8 protein-coding genes are annotated in these 18,493 nt (G+C 70.0%); 6 read left to right on the top strand and 2 right to left on the bottom strand.

The genetic code is table 11. From position 1 onward, the window contains the following. The 4 genes from VZQ01_RS08730 to VZQ01_RS08715 are packed head-to-tail and all read left to right on the top strand — an operon-like array spanning position 1 to position 16,199. Complete coding sequence (locus tag VZQ01_RS08730) at positions 1-5,892, top strand: type I polyketide synthase (RefSeq protein ID WP_426747529.1); 5,892 nt, start codon at positions 1-3, stop codon at positions 5,890-5,892. Beyond that, the gene (locus VZQ01_RS08725) at positions 5,885-9,952 is read left to right on the top strand and encodes a type I polyketide synthase (RefSeq protein ID WP_426747528.1); all 4,068 of its coding nucleotides are present in this window, start codon (positions 5,885-5,887) and stop codon (positions 9,950-9,952) included. The genes VZQ01_RS08730 and VZQ01_RS08725 overlap by 8 nt, the downstream gene beginning before the upstream one ends. Next, on the top strand, positions 9,952-15,168 hold the full coding sequence (locus VZQ01_RS08720) for a MupA/Atu3671 family FMN-dependent luciferase-like monooxygenase (RefSeq protein ID WP_426747527.1): 5,217 nt from the start codon (positions 9,952-9,954) through the stop codon (positions 15,166-15,168). Before VZQ01_RS08725 ends, VZQ01_RS08720 begins: the two co-directional genes overlap by 1 nt. Before the next feature lie 14 nt (positions 15,169-15,182). Next, positions 15,183-16,199, top strand: coding sequence for a fumarylacetoacetate hydrolase family protein (locus VZQ01_RS08715; protein ID WP_426747526.1), 1,017 nt, complete (start codon positions 15,183-15,185; stop codon positions 16,197-16,199). Position 16,200: 1 nt separating this feature from the next. On the opposite strand, the gene VZQ01_RS08710 is transcribed toward VZQ01_RS08715, so the two are convergent. Further along, positions 16,201-16,575 (bottom strand): hypothetical protein, encoded by a 375-nt coding sequence (locus VZQ01_RS08710; protein ID WP_426747525.1) that lies wholly within the window; start codon positions 16,573-16,575, stop codon positions 16,201-16,203. A gap of 188 nt (positions 16,576-16,763) precedes the next feature. Between VZQ01_RS08710 and VZQ01_RS08705 the strand changes: the two genes are divergently transcribed. After that, the gene (locus tag VZQ01_RS08705) at positions 16,764-16,949 is read left to right on the top strand and encodes a hypothetical protein (RefSeq protein ID WP_426747524.1); all 186 of its coding nucleotides are present in this window, start codon (positions 16,764-16,766) and stop codon (positions 16,947-16,949) included. A 198-nt stretch (positions 16,950-17,147) separates the two neighbouring features. Beyond that, positions 17,148-17,969: a HEAT repeat domain-containing protein gene (locus tag VZQ01_RS08700; protein WP_426747523.1), complete on the top strand. Its 822-nt coding sequence runs from the start codon at positions 17,148-17,150 to the stop codon at positions 17,967-17,969. A 6-nt stretch (positions 17,970-17,975) separates the two neighbouring features. Here VZQ01_RS08700 and VZQ01_RS08695 read toward each other — a convergent pair whose 3' ends face one another. After that, complete coding sequence (locus VZQ01_RS08695) at positions 17,976-18,452, bottom strand: hypothetical protein (RefSeq protein WP_426747522.1); 477 nt, start codon at positions 18,450-18,452, stop codon at positions 17,976-17,978. Positions 18,453-18,493: the final 41 nt, after the last annotated feature.

The raw sequence follows: 18,493 nt of genomic DNA, 5'->3' as shown, positions 1-18,493 counted from the left end.
ATGAGCAGCCCCTTGGACCCGCACGAGAACAGTGCACGCCTGGCTCGCGCCCTGGTCGCACTGGAGAAGATGCAAGCGCGGCTGGAGGCGAGCGAGCGCGAGAAGCGCGAGCCCATCGCCATCATCGGCATGGGGTGCCGTTTCCCCGGCGGCGCGAACCACCCCGAGGCGCTCTGGGAGCTGCTACGTGGCGGCGGTGACGCCATCGTCGAGGTGCCTCCCGACCGGTGGGCCATCGACGACTACTACGACCCGGACCCCGCGGCGGAAGGGAAGATGTACACGCGCTGGGGTGGCTTCCTGAAGGGAGTCCGGCTCGATGAGCTGGATGCCCGGTTCTACGGCATCGCGCCTCGCGAGGCGGCGAGCATGGACCCCCAGCAGCGGTTGATGCTGGAGGTGACGTGGGAGGCGCTCGCCAACGCGGGGCAGGTGCAGGAGCGCATCGCGAACAGCCTCACCGGGGTGTTCGTCGGGGTGATGCTCAACGACTACGCGCAGCTCCAGGCGCAGCAGGCGGACCCGGCGCTGATGGACGCGTATCTGGCGTTCGGCAACGACTCCAGCTTCATGGCCGGGCGCATCTCGTACATCCTCGGCGCCCAGGGGCCGAGCATGGCGGTGAACACCGCCTGCTCCTCCTCGCTCGTGACGGTGCAGCTGGCCTGTCAGAGCCTGCGCGCTCGCGAGAGCAACATGGCCATCGCGGGGGGCGTGAGCGTCATCCTGGCCCCGGACGGGCACATCGTCTCGTCGCGGCTCCGCTCCCAGTCTCCGACGGGGCGGTGCAGGACGTTCGACGCCGCGGCCGACGGCTACGTGCGTGGCGAGGGCTGCGGTGTCGTGGTGCTCAAGCGGCTCTCCGACGCGCTCGCGGACAAGGACCCGGTGCTGGCCGTCATCCGGGGCGGCGCGGTCAATCACGACGGTCCCAGTGGTGGCCTCACGGTGCCGAGCGGTCCCGCGCAGGAGGCGGTGATTCGCCGGGCGCTGGCCAACGCGGGCGTCGAGCCCGCGCAGGTGGACTACGTCGAGGCGCACGGGACGGGGACACCGCTCGGCGACCCGATAGAGGTGCGCGCGCTGCAGAAGGTGTTCGCCCCGGGGAGGGACGCCTCACGGCCCCTCGGCCTGGGCTCCATCAAGACGAACGTCGGGCACCTGGAGGCCGCGGCTGGAATCGCCGGATTGATGAAGGTGGTGCTGATGCTCCAGCACCGCGAGATTCCGCCCCACCTCCACCTGGCGCGGCCCACCACCGCCATCCCCTGGAGCGAGGTGCCCATCTCCATCCCCACCCGCCTCCGTCCCTGGGACAAGGCGTCCGGCAGGCGCGTGGCGGGCGTCAGCTCCTTCGGGCTGAGCGGCATCAACGCGCACCTGCTCGTCGAAGAGGCGCCGGAGCGGGAGTCCGCGCGTCCGACCGAGTCGCCCGAGCGCCCCGCCCACCTGCTGCCGCTGTCCGCTCGCGACGAGAACGCGCTCCAGCAGCTCGCTCGCGAGTACCAGACCTGGCTGGCCGGAGCGCCGGGGCGACTGGCGGACATCTGTTACACGGCGAGCGCGCGACGCAGCCACCATGAGCACCGGCTCGCGGTGGTGGGGCGCACGCGCGAGCAGCTGGTGGGGCACCTGGGGGCCTTCCTCCGAGGCGAGCCGGTTCCGGCGGTCTCCCATCGGCGGGCCTCGCCCCGTCGGCCGAAGGTGGTGTTCGTCTTCTCGGGACAGGGCTCCCAGTGGCCCACGATGGCGCGGGAGCTGCTCCGGGTGTCCCCGGTGTTCCGCGCCACGCTGGAGGACTGCGAGCGGGCCATGCGAGCGCACGGGGACCTCGCCCTGCTGGCGTTGCTGGAGAAGAAGGACGACGCCTCGTGGATGGAGGACATCGGTGTCATCCAGCCGATGTTGTTCGCCATCTCGGTGGCGCTCGCCGCGCAGTGGCGCGCCTGGGGCATCCATCCGGACGCGGTGGTGGGCCACAGCATGGGCGAGGTGGCCGCGGCCTGCGTGGCGGGCGTGCTCACCCTGGAGGACGCGGCGCGGGTCATCTGCCGCCGGAGCGCGCTGCTCCGCCGCGTCCGGGGGCAGGGCGGCATGGCGCTCGTGGGGCTCTCGCTCGAGCAGTCGCGGGCCGTGCTCGCGGGCTTCGAGGACAGGCTGTCCATCGCGGCGAGCAATGGTCCGACGACGACGGTGCTGGCGGGAGACTCGGTGGCCTTGCAGGAGGTCATGGAGCGGCTGCGGACCCGCAACGTCTTCTGCCGGGCCATCAAGGTGGATGTCGCTTCCCACTCGCCCCAGGTGGATTCGCTGCTCCCGGAGCTGCGCGAGGCGCTCGGGGGGCTCCAGCCCCGCGCGGCGAACCTGCCCGTGTACTCCACGGTCACCGGAGGACTGACGGACGGGACGGACTGGGATGCGCGCTACTGGCAGCGCAACCTGCGCGAGCCGGTGCTGTTCTCTCCGGTCATCGAGCAGCTGCTCGTCAGCCCGCACCATGTCTTCGTCGAGCTGAGCCCTCATCCCATCCTGACGCAGTCCATCGAGCGCATCGTCGGGGCGTCACGCACGGAGGGGCTGGTGCTGCCCTCGCTGCGCAGGGACGAGGGGGAGCTGGAGGTCCTGTTGCAGTCGCTCGGCGCGCTCCACACGGCGGGGCATCCCATCGACTGGCGCGCGGTGTATCCGGAGCCGGGTGAGTGCACGCCCCTGCCGGGCTACCCCTGGCAGCGCTCCCGCTTCTGGCTGGAGCCGCGCCCCGCCGCGCTCCGGAACGTGGCGCGCCCCGTCGACTCCCGTCCGGAGGTGATGGAGGTGCCCTCGGACACGGTGAAGTCCGAGCACGCCGACGGCACGCCGTCCCGCTTCTACGACGACTCCGTGGAGCGGGAGCGGGTGCTCGCGCCCGACGAGGTCTACCTGACCTTCGGCATCCAGCGTCGACCGGTGCCGGGCTTCTCGTGGCTGCTGAGCGTCTACGGACTCCCGGAGCGACCGGAGCACACGGAGTTGCTGTTGGAGGGGCAGCGTGGGCTCCGCTCCGTGTTGTTCCGGGGCGTCCGTTGGTCCTCGGTGCGCAAGGTGCTCGACTTCGGCTGCGGGTACGCCTCGGACCTCATCTCGCTGGCGCGGAAGTTCCCGCACCTGCGGCTGGATGGCTACACCATCTCCGCGGAGCAGGCGGCCATCGACGGTGAGCGGGTGCGGGCGCGTGGGCTCCAGGAGCGTGTCCGCGTCTTCGCACGTGACAGCGCGAAGGAGGCCTTCCCGGACCGCTACGACGTGGCCTTCGGGTTCGAGGTCGCGACCCACGTCGCGGACAAGAAGGCGCTGTTCGCGAACCTCTCCCGGAGCCTCCACAACGGAGGCTTCCTGTTGCTCGCCGACTTCGTCGCCAATGGCGTGTCGGCCATCAACGTCGAGGAGACCGCGTCGTACAACGTCAACGCGGAGGAGTGGGCGGAGTTGCTGGCGCGCCACCGCTTCCGGCTGGTGGAGGGCGTGGACATCAGCCGGGAGGCCGCGTGCTTCCTCGAGGACCCGGGGTTCGACCGTCACCTGGAGGTCGTGGCGGAGCGGTTCAAGCTCAGTGACCTGGTGAAGCGGAACTTCGATGCCATGCGCAACTTCGGCAAGGCGCTCGACAAGGGGTTGATGAGCTATGCGTTGCTCGTCGCCCAGAAGGACGAGCACGCGGGGGCGCCGTACCTGGCGAGGGTGAACCGCGCGAAGCTGGCGTCGCTGACCCCGTTCACCGCGTTCGAGGACGCGGGGGCCTGGGCGGCGCCCGCCGAGGACTCCGAGCTGGAGGGGCTGGCGCCGCTCGCTTCACGCGAGTGGGTCTACGAGGTGACGTGGCCCCAGAAGCCGCGCGTGTCGAAGTCCGAGACGCAGCGGAAGGGTGAGGCTACGGGCCGGTGGTTGATTCTCTGTGACCGCACGGGAACGGGAGAGGCGCTGGCCGCGCGCCTGCGAGCCCGGGGCGAGCGCTGCACGCTGCTGTACGCGGAGCCCGGTGCGCAGGGACTCGCAGCCGATGCGGCGCGCGTCGAGTCGACGAACCCCGCCGAGGGGCAGCGGACGCTCGGAGCCGATGCGGCGCGGGTCGACCCGACGGACCCCGCGGATTGGCAGCGGGTGCTGGAGACGCTGGCCACGGAGGGCGGCGGCCCCTTCCGAGGTGTGGTGCACCTGTGGAACCTCGACCTCGGCGGCATGGCGCCGGACGCGACGACGCTGGGGCTCGGCTGTGGAAGCCTGCTGACGCTGGTGCAGCGGCTGGGCGGAGGCGTGGGCGCGAACACGCGGCTGTGGTGGGTCACGCGAGGCGCGCAGTCCGTCGGCGACGGAGGTCCCATCTCCGTGACGCAGTCACCCATCTGGGGCATGGGTCGGGTGCTCGCACTGGAGCACCCCGAGCTGTGGGGTGGGCTCGTGGACCTCTCCGCCTCTCCGGACGCACAAGAGGTCGACGCGCTCTGCGAGGAGCTGTGCGAGCCGGACGGCGAGGACCAGCTCGCCCTGCGTGGGAAGACGCGACACGTGGCCCGACTCGTCCGTGGCGAGATTCCTCCCGCGGGCAAGTCACCCTGGAGGAGCGATGGGGCCTACCTCATCACCGGAGGTCTTGGAGGACTGGGGCTCCAGGTCGCGAAGTCACTGGTGGCCCATGGCGCCCGGCACCTGCTCCTGTCGGGTCGTACCGAGCTCCCCGCCCCGAGCGACTGGGCATCGCTCCCGTCGGACAGCCCGCTCACGGCGCAGGTCAAGGCGCTGCGCGAACTCCAGGCACAGGGGGCGTCGGTTCGCTACATGCGGTGCGACGTCGGTGAGCCGGACCAGGTGCGCGCGCTCGTCGATGCATGCGGACAGGGCCCCATTCCGCTCGTGGGCATCTTCCACGCGGCGGGTGTCTCTGCGCACCGCGCGCTGAAGGAGACGGGCCCGGAGGTGCTCTCGTCCGTCTTCCAACCCAAGGCGATGGGCGCCTGGAATCTCCACGAACTCACCCGTCACCTCCCACTCCACTGCTTCGTCCTGTTCTCCTCGGCGTCCTCCGTGTGGGGCTCGCAAGGGATGGCCGCGTACGCGGCGGCGAACCACTTCCTCGACGCCCTCGCGCACCACCGCAAGTCCCAGGGACTGGCGGCGACGTGCATCAACTGGGGCCGCTGGAGTGAAGGCGGGATGGCGGGCTCCGAGGAGGCTCAGCGCTTCTTCTCGCAGGTGGGCCTGGAGGCGATGCCGACCGAGGCGGCGCTCACGTTGCTGGAGCGCCTGGTGGGCGCGGGCGTCACCCAGCGGACCGTGGCGTCGGTGGACTGGAGCCGCTTCAAGCCGCTGCAGGAGGCACGGCGACACCGCCCTCTGCTCGAGCACATCTCCGTGGGGGCGCCGGCCCCGAAGGCTCCCCTGGAGCAGGGCTCGGTCACCTCCGAGCTGCTTCGCCGTCTGGAGGAGGCGCCCCTGGGACGCCGCCGCAACGTGTTGCAGGACTTCGTGCGCGGCGAGGCCTCGCGGGTCCTGGGCGCCGAGCCCTCCTCCCTGACGCCGGGGCAGGGCTTCTTCCAGATGGGCATGAACTCGCTCATGTCCGTCGAGCTGAAGAACCACCTGGAGCGGAGCCTCCGCCACAAGCTCCCGTCGACGCTCGCGTTCGATTATCCGACGGTTGCGGAGCTGACCGACTTCCTGGCGAAGGAGGTCCCCGCGCTCGCGGTGCTCCTTCCCGCTCGGCCCGAGGTGGCGCTCGCCGGCGCCGCCGTCGCCGACGTGGACCCGTTGTTGAAGGACGAAGCCATCTTCGAACTGCTGAGTGAAGCAGAGCGGTTGTCGGAGACCGCGCTGCAATCACTTGCACAGTCTTTCCCTGGTGAGGGCTCAAATGAGTGACGTCATGGAGAAGTTGGTGCGTGGTCTCTCTCCCGAGAAGCGGGTGAACCTCGCCAGGATGCTCCTGCGTTCGGTGGGCGAGAGCGTCCCGGAGAAGAAGACGGCGGAGCCCATCGCCATCATCGGAATCGGCTGCCGGTTCCCGGGCGGCGTGAGTGACGCGGACTCCTTCTGGCGGATGTTGCGAGCAGGCACGGACGCGGTGGGCGAGGTGCCGCCGAGCCGCTGGGACATCGACGCGTACTACGACGCGGACCCCTCCAAGCCCGGGAAGATGTACACGCGCAACGGCGCGTTCCTGGAGGGCGTGGACCTGTTCGACCCGTACTTCTTCGGGATTCCTCCGCGCTCCGCGGTGAACATGGACCCCCAGCACCGGCTGCTGCTGGAGGTGGCCTGGGAGGCGCTGGAGCACGCGGGCATCGCGCCCCAGAGCCTCGCGGGCAGCAAGACGGGGGTGTTCATCGGCGGCGCCACCGGCGACTACACCCAGCTCATCCAGGGCAAGGGCGCCGAGAGCATCGATGCGAGCTACCTCACGGGCAGCCTGCTCACGTTCGCCACGGGGCGGCTGTCCCACTTCTTCGACCTGCAGGGGCCGAGCCTCGGCGTGGACACCGCCTGTTCCTCGTCACTCGTCGCGGTCCATCTGGCGTGTCAGAGCCTGCGCTCGGGGGAGAGCTCGCTGTCGCTCGTGGGCGGCGTGAACCTCATCCTGACGCCGCAGGGCACCATCACCACCTGCAAGGCGCGCATGCTCGCCGTGGATGGGCGCTGCAAGACGTTCGACGCCGCGGCGGATGGCTACGGCCGGGGCGAGGGCTGCGGCATGGTCGTGCTCAAGCGCCTCTCGGATGCGCAGGCGGATGGGGACCAGGTCCTGGCCGTCATCCGTGGCACCGCGGTGAACCAGGATGGGCACAGCAGTGACTTGACGGTGCCCAACGGGCTCGCGCAGCAGGCGGTCATTCGTCAGGCGCTGGCGGACGCGGGCCTGGACCCGAGGCAGGTGGGCTACGTGGAGGCGCACGGCACCGGCACGTCGCTGGGAGACCCCATCGAGCTGCGCGCGCTGGGGGCGGTGTTCGGCGAGAAGCGAGACGGCGCCGCGGCCCTCCAGGTCGGCTCGGTGAAGACGAACATCGGTCACCTCGAGTACGCGGCGGGCATCGCGGGGCTCATCAAGCTCGTGCTCTCGTTGAAGCACGGCGAGGTGCCCGCGCATCTGCACTTCAAGCGCGGCAACCCGTACATCCCCTGGAACGAACTCCCGGTGGAGATTCCCACCCAGCTCGCGCCGTGGACCGCGCGGGACGGGAAGCGCGTGGGCGGCGTGAGCTCGTTCGGCGCCAGCGGGACGAACGCGCACGTGGTGTTGGAAGAGGCGCCGGAGGTGGAGAGGAAGGGAGGGGCGGAGAGGCCGAGGCACGTGCTGGCGCTGTCAGCGAGGAGCGAGAAGGCGCTGAAGGAGCTTGCGGGGCGGTACGCGAAGGGGCTGGGAGAAGAGGTGGGGGATGCGTGCTTCACGGCGAACACGGGGCGAGGACGCTTCGCGCACCGGGTGGCGGTGGTGGGGAGGACGGGAGAGGAGTTGAGGGAGGAGCTTGCGAGGTACGCGAGCGGTGGCGGGGTGGAGAGGGGAGCGGAGGGACAGGCGAGGAAGGCGGAGGAGGTGGTGCTGCTCTTCACGGGGCAGGGAGTGCAGCACGAGGGGATGGGGAGGGAGCTGTACGAGACGAGCGAGACGTTTCGCGGGGTGATGAAGCGGTGCGAGGAGGTGGTGAAGGGGGAGGTGGGGGAGTCGCTGGTGGAGGTGTTGTACGGAGGGAAGGGGGCGCTGCTGGAGAGGAGCAGCGTGTCGCAGGCGGCGCTGTTCAGCGTGGAGTACGCGCTGTCGGAGGTGTGGAGGGAGTGGGGAGTGAAGCCGGCGGCGGTGATGGGGCACAGCCTGGGTGAGTACGTGGCGGCGTGCGTGGCGGGGGTGTTCAGCCTGGAGGAGGGGCTGAAGCTGGTGATGGAGCGAGGGAGGTTGATGGAGGGGCTGGAGGGTGAAGGGAAGATGGTGGCGGTGTTGGCGAGCGAGGAGGAGGTGAAGGGGGAAGGAGGAGGGAAGCTGATTGCGGCGGTGAACGGGCCCGGGGAGGTGGTGCTGGCGGGGCGAGTGAAGGAGGTGGAGGAGGTGGAGGGGAGGCTGAAGGGGAGGGGGAAGGAGTGCCGAGTGTTGAAGACGACGCACGCGTTCCACTCGGAGCTGATGGAGCCGATGAAGGAGGGGTTCGAGAGGGCGGCGGGGAAGGTGGGGATGAAGAGGGCGAAGCTGGAGTTGGTGTCGAACGTGAGTGGGAAGGAAGTGAAGGGGGAGGAGAGGGAGGCGGGGTACTGGGCGAGGCACCTGAGGGAGCCGGTGAAGTACTGGGAGGGAGTGAAGGGGCTGTACGAGAGGGGATACCGGGTCTTCGTGGAGGTGGGGCCGAAGCCGACGCTGACGGGGGTGGGGAAGAGGTACCTGGGGGAGGGAGAGGCGCAGTGGGTGGGGAGCCTGAGACCCGGGAGCAGTGACTGGGAGATGCTGCTGGGGAGCGCGGCGAAGCTGTACGTGAAGGGCGTGGAGGTGGACTGGGCGGGGGTGGACAAGGGGTACGCGCGCCGACGGGTGGCGCTGCCGACGTATCCCTTCCAGCGTGAGCGCTACTGGGTCGACTCGCTCATCCCCAACACCGATGTGCTGGTGACCTTCTACCGGACCATCGTCCAGCTGGCGGAGGTCAACACGGCGGTGCAGTTCCCCTCGTTGCGCTTCGCGACGCTGCGCGAGCCCGTGCCCGGCTTCTCGTGGATCGCCATGTACCGGCCGGAGGCCGACCCCTCGAAGGAGGCGGTCTACAAGCAGTTCTACGACCTCGCCCTCCAGTCGAACCTCGAGATGGCGAAGACGCTCTACCGGGGGCTCGACTTCTCGTCCTTCACCCGCGTGCTCGACATCGGGTGTGGTCACGCCGCGGACCTCATCGACCTGGGCAAGGCGCATCCCCACCTGGAGCTGCATGGCTGCAACATCTCGCCCGACCAGATTGAAGCGGGGCGGCAGCGCATCCGCGGGCTCGGGCTGGATGGGCGCATCAAGCTCCACTACCAGGACAGCTCGCGCGACGCCTTCCCGTCCACGTACGACCTGGTCATCGCGTTCCAGGTCATCCACCACATCCGGAACAAGGCGGACCTCTTCGCGAACATCAGCCGGAGCCTGCGCAACGGCGGCTACCTGGTGATGGCGGAGACGCTGTCCAACATGGCGAGCGCCATCGAGCACCCGGAGTCCACCACCCTCTTCGTGCCCCAGGCCGAGTGGGCGGAGCTGCTCGCCCGCAACCACCTGCGCATCGTCGAGGCGGTCGAGTCCAGCCAGGAGATCGCCAACTTCCTCCACGACCCGGACTTCGAGCAGAACTTCACGCGGGTGACCCGCGACCTGGACGAGGTGACGCAGAAGCACCTGCACGGCATCCACATGCTGGGGGAGCTGCTCAAGCGTCGGCTGGCCGCCTACCTCCTGTTCACGGTGACCAAGGACGAGTCGATGGACGTGGACACGATTCGTCGCATCAACCTCGAGCGGCTGGGCGCGCGTGTCTCCTACGATGCCGCCTACAGCGCCGTGACGAAGGGGCCGTACGCGCTGCCGCCTCCTCCGGGGGCGCAGGCGCTCCAGGACGCCGCCTCCGCCGCGAGCACCTTCTCGAAGACGCTGCTCTCCACGGAGCCCGGCCAGCGAGGCCCGCTGCTCGACAGCTATCTGCGGGAGCAGGTGGCCAACTTGTTGAAGATGCCGGTGGTCCGGCTGGACGCGGAGCAGCCCCTGAGCACCCTGGGCCTGGACTCGCTGTTGTCGCTCGAGCTGAAGCACAAGATCCACGCGGAGACGGGCGTGAGCCTGCAGCTCGATGAGCTGCTGCAGGGCGCGAGCATCGCGCACCTGTCGCAGCGCCTCGCCGAGCAGCTCGACGGGAGCGGCGCGGGCCGGACGGCCCCGAGTCAGGACTGGGAGGAAGGCGAGCTGTGATGACCGACGAACTCATCGCCGAGCTGTCCCGGCAGGGCGTCACGCTCTGGGTGGAGGGGGAGCGGCTGAAGTACCGGGCCCCCAAGGGCGCGCTGTCGCCGGAGCACCTGGCGAAGCTGTCCACGAACAAGGCCACGCTGGTGGAGCACCTGCGCCGGCTCGCGGCCGACGGTGAGTCCGTCCATCCGCTCTCCCACGGACAGCAGGCGCTCTGGTTCGTCTCCCAGGTGGCACCCGACAGCGCCGCCTACAACACGGCGCTGTCGATTCGCATCGTCTCCGAGCTGGACGTCGCCGCGCTGCGACGCGCCTGTCAGCGGCTCGTGGACCGACACGGCGCGCTGCGGACGACCTTCACCACGCACCAGGGACAGCCCGTCCAGCGGGTGCGTGAGCAGGCCGAGGTCCCGTTCGAGCAGGTCCCCGTCCCGGAGCTCGACCTCGAGTCCCTGCGGGCGCGGGTGACGCAGGCGTACGAGGCCCCGTTCGACCTGGAGCGGGGCCCGCTGATGCGCGTGCGGCTGTTCACGCGGGGCCCGCGCGACCACGTGCTGCTCATCGCCATCCACCACATCGTCTACGACGGATGGTCGCTGCTGGTGCTGGGAGAGGAGCTGCTGCGGCACCTCTACGCCGCGGAGAAGGCGGGCGCTCCCGCGACGCTGCCCGCGCCGCAGGCGACCTATGTGGACTACGTCCGCTGGCAGGCCGAGATGCTCGCGGGCGCCACGGGGCAGCGGCTCTGGGACTATTGGTCCCGACAGCTGGGCGGCGCGCTGCCGGCGCTGGACCTGCCCATCGCGCGTCCCCGGCCGCAGGTGCAGGGCTACGCGGGCGCGTCGGTCCCGGTGTCGTTGAAGGGGACGCTGCCCCGGCGATTGAGGGAGCTCTGTGAGCAGGAGGGCGTCACGCTGTACACGCTGCTCCTGGGCGCCTTCATGGGCCTGCTGCACCGCTACTCGGGGCAGGAGGACCTGCTCGTCGGAACGCCCACGCTGGGGAGGACGCAGCCCCAGTTCGCGAAGGTCGTGGGCAACTTCATGAACATGATGGTCCTGCGGGGAAATCTCTCCGGGGACCCTTCGTTCCGGGCCCTGCTCGGGCAGCTGCGGCAGACGGTCGTCGGCGCACTCGCGCACCAGGACTTCCCCTTCCACCTGCTCGTGGAGAAGCTCAACCCGGAGCGCGACTCCGGCCGCTCACCCATCTTCCAGGTGGCGTTCATGCTCCAGCCCACGCCCCGGGAGGACATCTACCAGGGGGACGAGGCCCACCCCGCGCTGCCCGGGGGGCTGGTGCTGCGCCCCTTCGACATCCCGCAGCAAGAGGGCCAGTTCGACCTCTCGCTGGAGCTGACGGAGACGGACGCTTCGTTGGGCGGCGTGCTGAAGTACCGCACGGACCTGTTCGACGCGGCGAGCATCCACCGGATGGTGGGGCACCTGGAGACGCTGCTGGAGGGGCTCGTCGAGGACCCCGAGCGGCGCTTGTCGGAGCTGCCCCTGCTCACCCCCGAGGAGCGCCGCCAGGTGCTCGACACCTGGAACGACACCCGCTCCGCGCGGACCCCCGCGTCGTGCCTCCACGAGCTGTTCGAGGCGCGAGTGCGCGCGTCCCCGGAGTCCATCGCCCTGGTCGCCGGCGCCGAGCGGCTGAGCTACCGCGAGCTGGACGCGCGCGCCAATCGACTGGCGCACCGTCTGCGGGCGCTCGGCATCGGCCCCGAGGCGCGGGTGGGCCTCTGCGTCCCCCGGAGCGCCGACATGGTGGTGGGCATGCTCGGCATCCTGAAGGCCGGCGGCGCCTACGTGCCGATGGACCCGACCTATCCCGCCGACAGGCTCGCGTACATGCTCGGCGACTCCCAGGCGAAGGTCGTCCTGGTCGACGCGGGCCACGCGACGCGGCTGCCGGAGACGGGCGCGAAGGTGGTGCCGTTGCAGGCCGGCGGCGACGAGCCCGTGGACCCTCCGAGGAGCGGGGTGGTGGCGGAGAATGTCGCGTACACGCTCTACACCTCGGGCTCCACGGGGCGTCCCAAGGGCTGCATGGTCTGTCACCGCAACGTCGTGCGCTTCTTCGACGCGATGGATGACGCCATGGGCGCTCACGAGCGCGGCGTGTGGCTCGCCACGACGAGCATGTCGTTCGACATCTCCGTGCTGGAGCTCCTGTACTCGCTCACCCGGGGCTTCCAGGTGGTCCTCCGCGGCGAGCAGGGAGTATCGACCGGGACCGGCGCGTCCAGCAGGCCGCTCGAGTTCAGCCTCTTCTATTTCGCCAGCGACGAGCGCGAGCACACGAAGGCCAAGTACCGGCTGCTCCTGGAGGGTGCGCGGTTCGCGGACACGCATGGCTTCAAGGCGGTCTGGACGCCCGAGCGGCACTTCCACGCCTTCGGCGGGCTCTACCCGAATCCCTCCGTCGTCAGCGCGGCGCTCGCGGCGACCACCCGGAACATCCGGCTGCGCGCGGGCAGCATCGTCCTTCCGCTGCACAGCCCCATCCGGGTCGCGGAGGAGTGGTCCATCGTGGACAACCTCTCCGACGGACGCGTGGACCTCTCGTTCGCCTCGGGGTGGCACCCCAATGACTTCGTGCTCGCGCCGGAGCGCTTCGCCGACGCGCGCAGCTCCTTCTTCGAGCAGATCTCCACCGTCAGGAGGCTCTGGAGGGGCGAGGCGGTGTCGTTCCGGAACGGACAGGGGCAGGACGTCCCGGTCCAGTCCCTCCCCCGGCCGGTCCAGCCGGACGTCCAGGTCTGGGTGACGGCGGCGGGCAACCCGGAGACGTTCCGTGCGGCGGGCGCGGCGGGCGCGCATGTGCTCACGCACCTGCTGGGGCAGAACCTGGCGGAGCTGGCGAAGAAGGTCCGAATCTATCGGGAGGCCTGGGCGGCCGCGGGCCACGGGCCGGGGCCGGGCCACGTCACGCTCATGCTGCACACGTTCATGGGCGAGGACGTCGACGACATCCGCCAGAAGGTGAACGCGCCGCTGCGCCAGTACCTGAAGAGCTCCATCGGGCTGCTGCGCTCGGTCATCGGGCCCCTGCCACATGGGGGCGAGCTGGAGGCGCTCTCGGAGGCGGACGTCGACCAGCTGCTCGCGAAGGCCATCGACCGGTACTTCAACCAGCTGGGCCTGTTCGGGAACGTGGAGAGCTGCCTGCCGTTGATCGACAGGCTGCGCGAGCTGGGCGTGGACGAGGTCGCGTGTCTCATCGACTTCGGGATGGACGTCGACGCGACGCTGGCGGGGCTCGAGACCCTGAACGCCCTGAAGGAGCGTTGCACGCGGCCCGCGCCCGAGGACCTCCCCTCGCTCATCGCCGCGCACGGCGTCACCCACTTCCAGTGCACGCCGTCGATGTTGCGGATGTTGCTGCTGGAGCCAGGGGGCGCGGAGGCGCTGCGTCCGCTCCGCAAGCTCCTGGTGGGCGGCGAGGCCTTCCCCTCGGCCCTGGCGCGCCAGGTGCTCCCGAGGGTGGAGGGCGAGGTGCTCAACATGTACGGGCCGACCGAGACGACCATCTGGTCCTCGTTCGAGCGGGTGGAGGACGCGTCCCTGGTCACCATCGGTGGGCCCATCGCGGACACGCGGATGTACGTGCTGGACGCGCGGCTCTCGCCCGTGCCGGTGGGCATGCCCGGAGAGCTGTTCATCGGAGGCGAAGGGGTGGCGCGGGGCTATCTCCACCGCCCCGAGCTGACGGCGGAGCGCTTCCTCCCGGACCCCTTCGCGGGGGAGCCCGGCCTGCGCATGTACCGGACAGGAGACAGGGTCCGTCGTCTGCCCGAGGGGCGCCTCGAGTTCCTGGGCCGCGAGGACCACCAGGTAAAGGTCCGGGGCGTACGCATCGAGCCGGGGGAAATCGAGGCGGAGCTGCGTCAGCACCCGGAGGTCCGTCAAGCGGTGGTGGTGGCGAGGGCCGACGCCTCGGGCGAGGTGGCGCTCACGGCCTATGTCGTGGCCGCGACGTCCGTCACCCCCTCGGCGCTGTCGCGCTTGCTGAGGGACAGGCTGCCGCCCGCGATGATTCCCTCCCACTTCGTCCGGCTCGACGCGCTGCCGTTGACGCCGAACCAGAAGCTGGATGTCCGCGCCCTGCCGGTGCCCGAGGCTCCGGCGCCGGAGCTGTCGGCCGCGTACGTCGCGCCCAGGGACGCGCTGGAGCTGGAGCTGGTGGCGCTCTGGGAGGAGCTGTTCGATTTGCGCCCCATCGGCGTCACCAGCAGCTTCTTCCAGCTGGGCGGCCACTCGTTGCTGGCGGTCCGGTTGATGTCCCGGCTGCGCGCCCGCTGGGGGCGTCAGCTCCCCGTCTCCCTCCTGTTCCAGGCGGACACCATCCGTCAGCTCGCGGCCCTGCTCGTCCAGCAGGAGGGCGGTGCTCGCGCGCGTGAGCCGCTGGTGCGCATCCAGGAGTCGGGCGACAAGCCGCCCCTGTTCTTCGTGCACCCGACGGGAGGCGACGTGCTGTGCTACGCGCCGCTGGCGAGGCAGCTGGGGCCCCGGCAGCCCTTCTATGCGCTGCAGGCGCTGCCGGACCAGGACGCGGGCTCCATCGAGGAGATGGCGGCGCGGTACCTGGAGGAGGTGCGCCGCGTCCGTCCGAGCGGGCCGTATCGCCTGGGGGGCTGGTCCACGGGCGGCATCGTCGCGCAGGCGATGGCGCGGCAGTTGGAGGCGCGGTCCGAGCAGGTGGAGCTGCTCCTGTTGTTGGAGACCTGGTCTCCGGAGCTCTACCAGCGGGCGGAGGAGCCCGGCGCGCTCATGGCGTGGTTCGCCACGGACCTGCTGGGGGGCGCGGAGGCGGCGAAGCTCGACGCGGTGAAGCTCCAGGCGCTCGATGAGGCGGGGCGCCTGGGCTATTTGGTCGAGCACGCCAAGGCCCTGGGCGCGCTGCCGGGGGTGGAGCTGCCGGAGATGGAGCAGCGCTTCCGGGTCTTCTCCCGCAACGCGCGGGCCCTGTCCCGCTACCGGGCGGAGCCCTATCGCGGCAAGGTGCTCTTCCTCCAGGCGGAGCAGCTGGCCGCGCCTTCGTCGGACACGCTGCCCGCGCCGGTGGAGAGCTGGGGGGAGCGGTTGCTCCAGGCCCAGCTGCATCAGGTTCCGGGCAATCACTACACGATGCTGCAGGCGCCGCATGTCCGCGAGGTCGCGGACCGGATGACCTGCTTCCTGGATGCGCTCACGGTGGCCGCCGGGCCACGTTGAAGGAGCCTTGGGTCATGGGAATTCATGTCGCGCGGTTCAGGATGGGAGGCGAGGTCCGGTGGGGATGGGTGCGGCGGGAGCAGGTCATCCCCATCCCGGGGCGGTACGAGTCCCTGGCGGAGTTCCTCGCGGAGGGGGCGGCGAGGGCGCGGGGGATGGCGGCGGCGGGGAGCGAGGGAGAGGGGCTCGCGCTGGCGAAGCTCGAGCTGCTCGCGCCGGTGACGTCGCCGTGCAACGTGGTCTGCCAGGGACAGAACTACCGCAGCCACATGCTGGAGGTGGGGCAGGACCCGGACGCGAAGGACTTCAACCAGTTCTTCCGCAAGGCCTCGTCGTCGCTGGCCTCGAGCACGGAGGACATCGTCAAGCCGGAGCGGGTCCGGATGCTCGACTACGAAATCGAGCTGGGGTTGGTCATCGGCCGGAGGATTTCGGGGCCGGTGCGGGTGGAGCGGGGAGGGCTGCACGAGTTCGTCGCCGGAATCGTGATGGGCAATGACATCTCCGCCAGGGACCTCCAGCTCGCGGAGGGACAGTGGCACAAGGCGAAGAGCTTCCGGACCTTCTGTCCGGTGGGGCCGTATGTCTATCTGCTCGACGCGGAGGATTGCGCGCGGTTGATGGACCTGCGACTCCAGCTGTCTGTCAATGGCGAGCCGAGGCAGGACGCGAGCACCTCGGAGATGCTCTACCCGCCGGAGGAGACGCTCACGGAGCTGTCGGAGGTGATGGACCTGTTCCCGGGGGACCTGGTGCTGACAGGGACGCCGGGCGGCGTGGCGGCGGGGCGCAACCTGTCGAAGCTTGCGCGACAGGTGGGCAGGTTCATCAGCGTCTTCCTGTCCGACAAGACGCTCGCGAAGCTCATCCTGAAGCAGGGCAACACGGCGGGCTACCTGAAGGAGGGGGACGTCCTGCGTGCCTCGATTTCGAGCCCGGACGGGGTCATCCACCTGGGGACCCAGGAGAACCGCATCGTGACGCGGGCCCTGGAGGCGCCGGTGCGCGAGGCTCGCGCGAAGGTGGGGTGAGTCATGGGTGGGGCCGCACGTCGACCACGGGGATGGGGGAGGTGGCCTTCGGCTCGGCCTCCCGCCTCGCGAGGATGGACGCACTGACAGGCCCCACCAGCAGGCTCCCCAGCCAGAAGAAGAAGCCGAGCGTGGGGTAGAGCAGCTCGAGTTGCCGGGTCGGGCTGACACCCTCGTCCGCGGGGATGGAGTGGAAGTACCAGGACAAGGAGGAGAGCCCGACGAGCACCGCGAGGAAGCCTGTCCAGAAGGCCCCTCGATACCGGCCCATCAACAGCAGGAGGAGCGTGACGGCCAGCAAGGGGTTCGCGAACCAGCCCCCTTGCATCACGAACACGCCCAACCAGCCGGTGAGCAGGAGCGTTACACCCGACATCGTGTCCTCTTGCTTCGTCGCGGTGTTGTACAGGACGAGGGCGGGCAGGGCGCAGCTGACGATGAAGAGGACCGTCGACACGACCGCGGCGCTCGTCCGGGTCAACCAGGGCTTGGCGGCAGGAGCCATCGGAGCGTCGTCTGAAGGAGGTGCCATGGGTCGCGGATGATAGGGGAAACCCGGTCGACGTGGCGAACGGAGGCTTCCCCAGCGGTCTGGCCATCGACTCGACGAACCGCACGCTGTACGGGTCCGACTTCAACGGCAGCCGGGTGATGAGCGCCGGGCTGGACGGCAGCAATCCCACGCAGGTGGTAGGCGGTATCAACAGCCCGTCCGCCCTCGGGTTCGATGTCCCGAATGGCAAGGTGTAGGTCGTCACTACAACAACAGGACTCCCCTGGTGACGAACCCGACGACGGTGCATGGGATTGCCAGCGATGTCGCGGCTGGTCGGCTGTACTTCGCGGATGGGCTGGGGACCCGGATCCGGCCTGTGGCTGGCCTGGAGGCCCGCGCCGTGGTCTGGTGCCACGACGGTCGCCCTCCGTCGTCCTGAGAGGACTTCACGCATGAATCATCCCGAGCATGGCGAAGCGAGGAGCCTCGAGGAGCTCATCCAGGTTGCCCTGGAGGGGGACGAAGAGGATGCGCGCGCCTGGGAGGCCCTCCGGGCCCTGCATGCGCGGGGGACGCGTGACGTGCTGGACGCGGCCCTTGGGCTGCTCGGGTCCTCCTCCGCGAAGGCGCGGGGGCGCGGCGTGGACATCCTGGGCCAGCTCGGCGCTGGAAACCCGGTCTTCCAAACGGAGCGTGGGGACGCGCTGGTGGACCTGCTCCGGCGGGAGCGGGAGCCCGAGGTCCTCCTCTCCGCCGGGGTTGCCTTGAGCCACCTGGTGGAGCCCCGCGCCCTGGCCGTGCTCGTCGCGCTGGCAGGTCATCCCTCGGCCGAGGCGCGGTATGGCGCGGCGCATGGATTGGCGGTCCTGGATGCGCCGGAGGCGGTGGAGGTGCTCATCCGCCTGTCGGCCGACGAGGACCGCGATGTCCGGGACTGGGCGACGTTCGGGCTGGGGACGCTCATGGAGGCGCGTGACACGCCGGAGCTGCGGGATGCGCTCGTGGCGCGCCTCGGGGATGAGGACCCGGAGATTGTCGGGGAGGCGCTGGTGGGACTGGCGACTCGCAAGGATGCTCGCGCGGTCGAGCCCGTGCGCGCCGCGCTGAGGGGCGAGAGGGTGATGGTCTATGCGCTCGAGGCCGCCGCGGCCCTGGGCGACCCGAGCTTCCATCCGCTGCTGCTCGCCCTACGTGACGCCGGTGGCCCCTCGGAGGGCTACTTCCGGAGCGTCCTCGAGGAGGTCATCTCCGGGTTCGAGCAAGCCCCGGCCTGAGGGGCGTCACGGACAGAATGCCGGCAGGCTCGCCCGGAGGTCCGTGAGCTCGCTGAGCGAGTCGTTCATGGCGTTGATATCGTCGACTGGACGAATCACACTCGGCAAGCTCGCATGGACCCGGACGATGGTGCCCCGCATGCCACCCTGCGTCTGCAACTGGAGCGCGACCTCGGTGTCGACGTTGAAGGCCTCGGCGATGACCTCGGCGTCGAAGCCGGAGAAGATGTTCATGGCCGTGGCATTGACAGTCAATGATGCGAGGTCGCTGGTGGCCTGCAGGAGGTTGAGAGGGCTCGGAGTGGCGACCGCCGTGAGCGTGGAGGCGACCGAGGCCTGTGCCGAGCTGACGTAGTTGTCGACCACGGTGAGCCACGTGCCCGCGGTCGAGTTCACCGAAACGCACTGCTGGGCCTGGGCCGGCGCGACATGGAGGACCACGGCGAGCACGGCAACGGACCACCCGCTCAAACGAGAGGACATGTCTGGATTCTCCTGGGAGTTGCTGCTGGGTGACGACGAAA

The organism is Myxococcus faecalis, assembly GCF_050039385.1.
GTDB classification, from domain to species: Bacteria; Myxococcota; Myxococcia; order Myxococcales; family Myxococcaceae; genus Myxococcus; species Myxococcus fulvus.
Note: the sequence above shows the minus strand (reverse complement) of the source record. Positions and strands in the feature narration are given on the sequence as shown.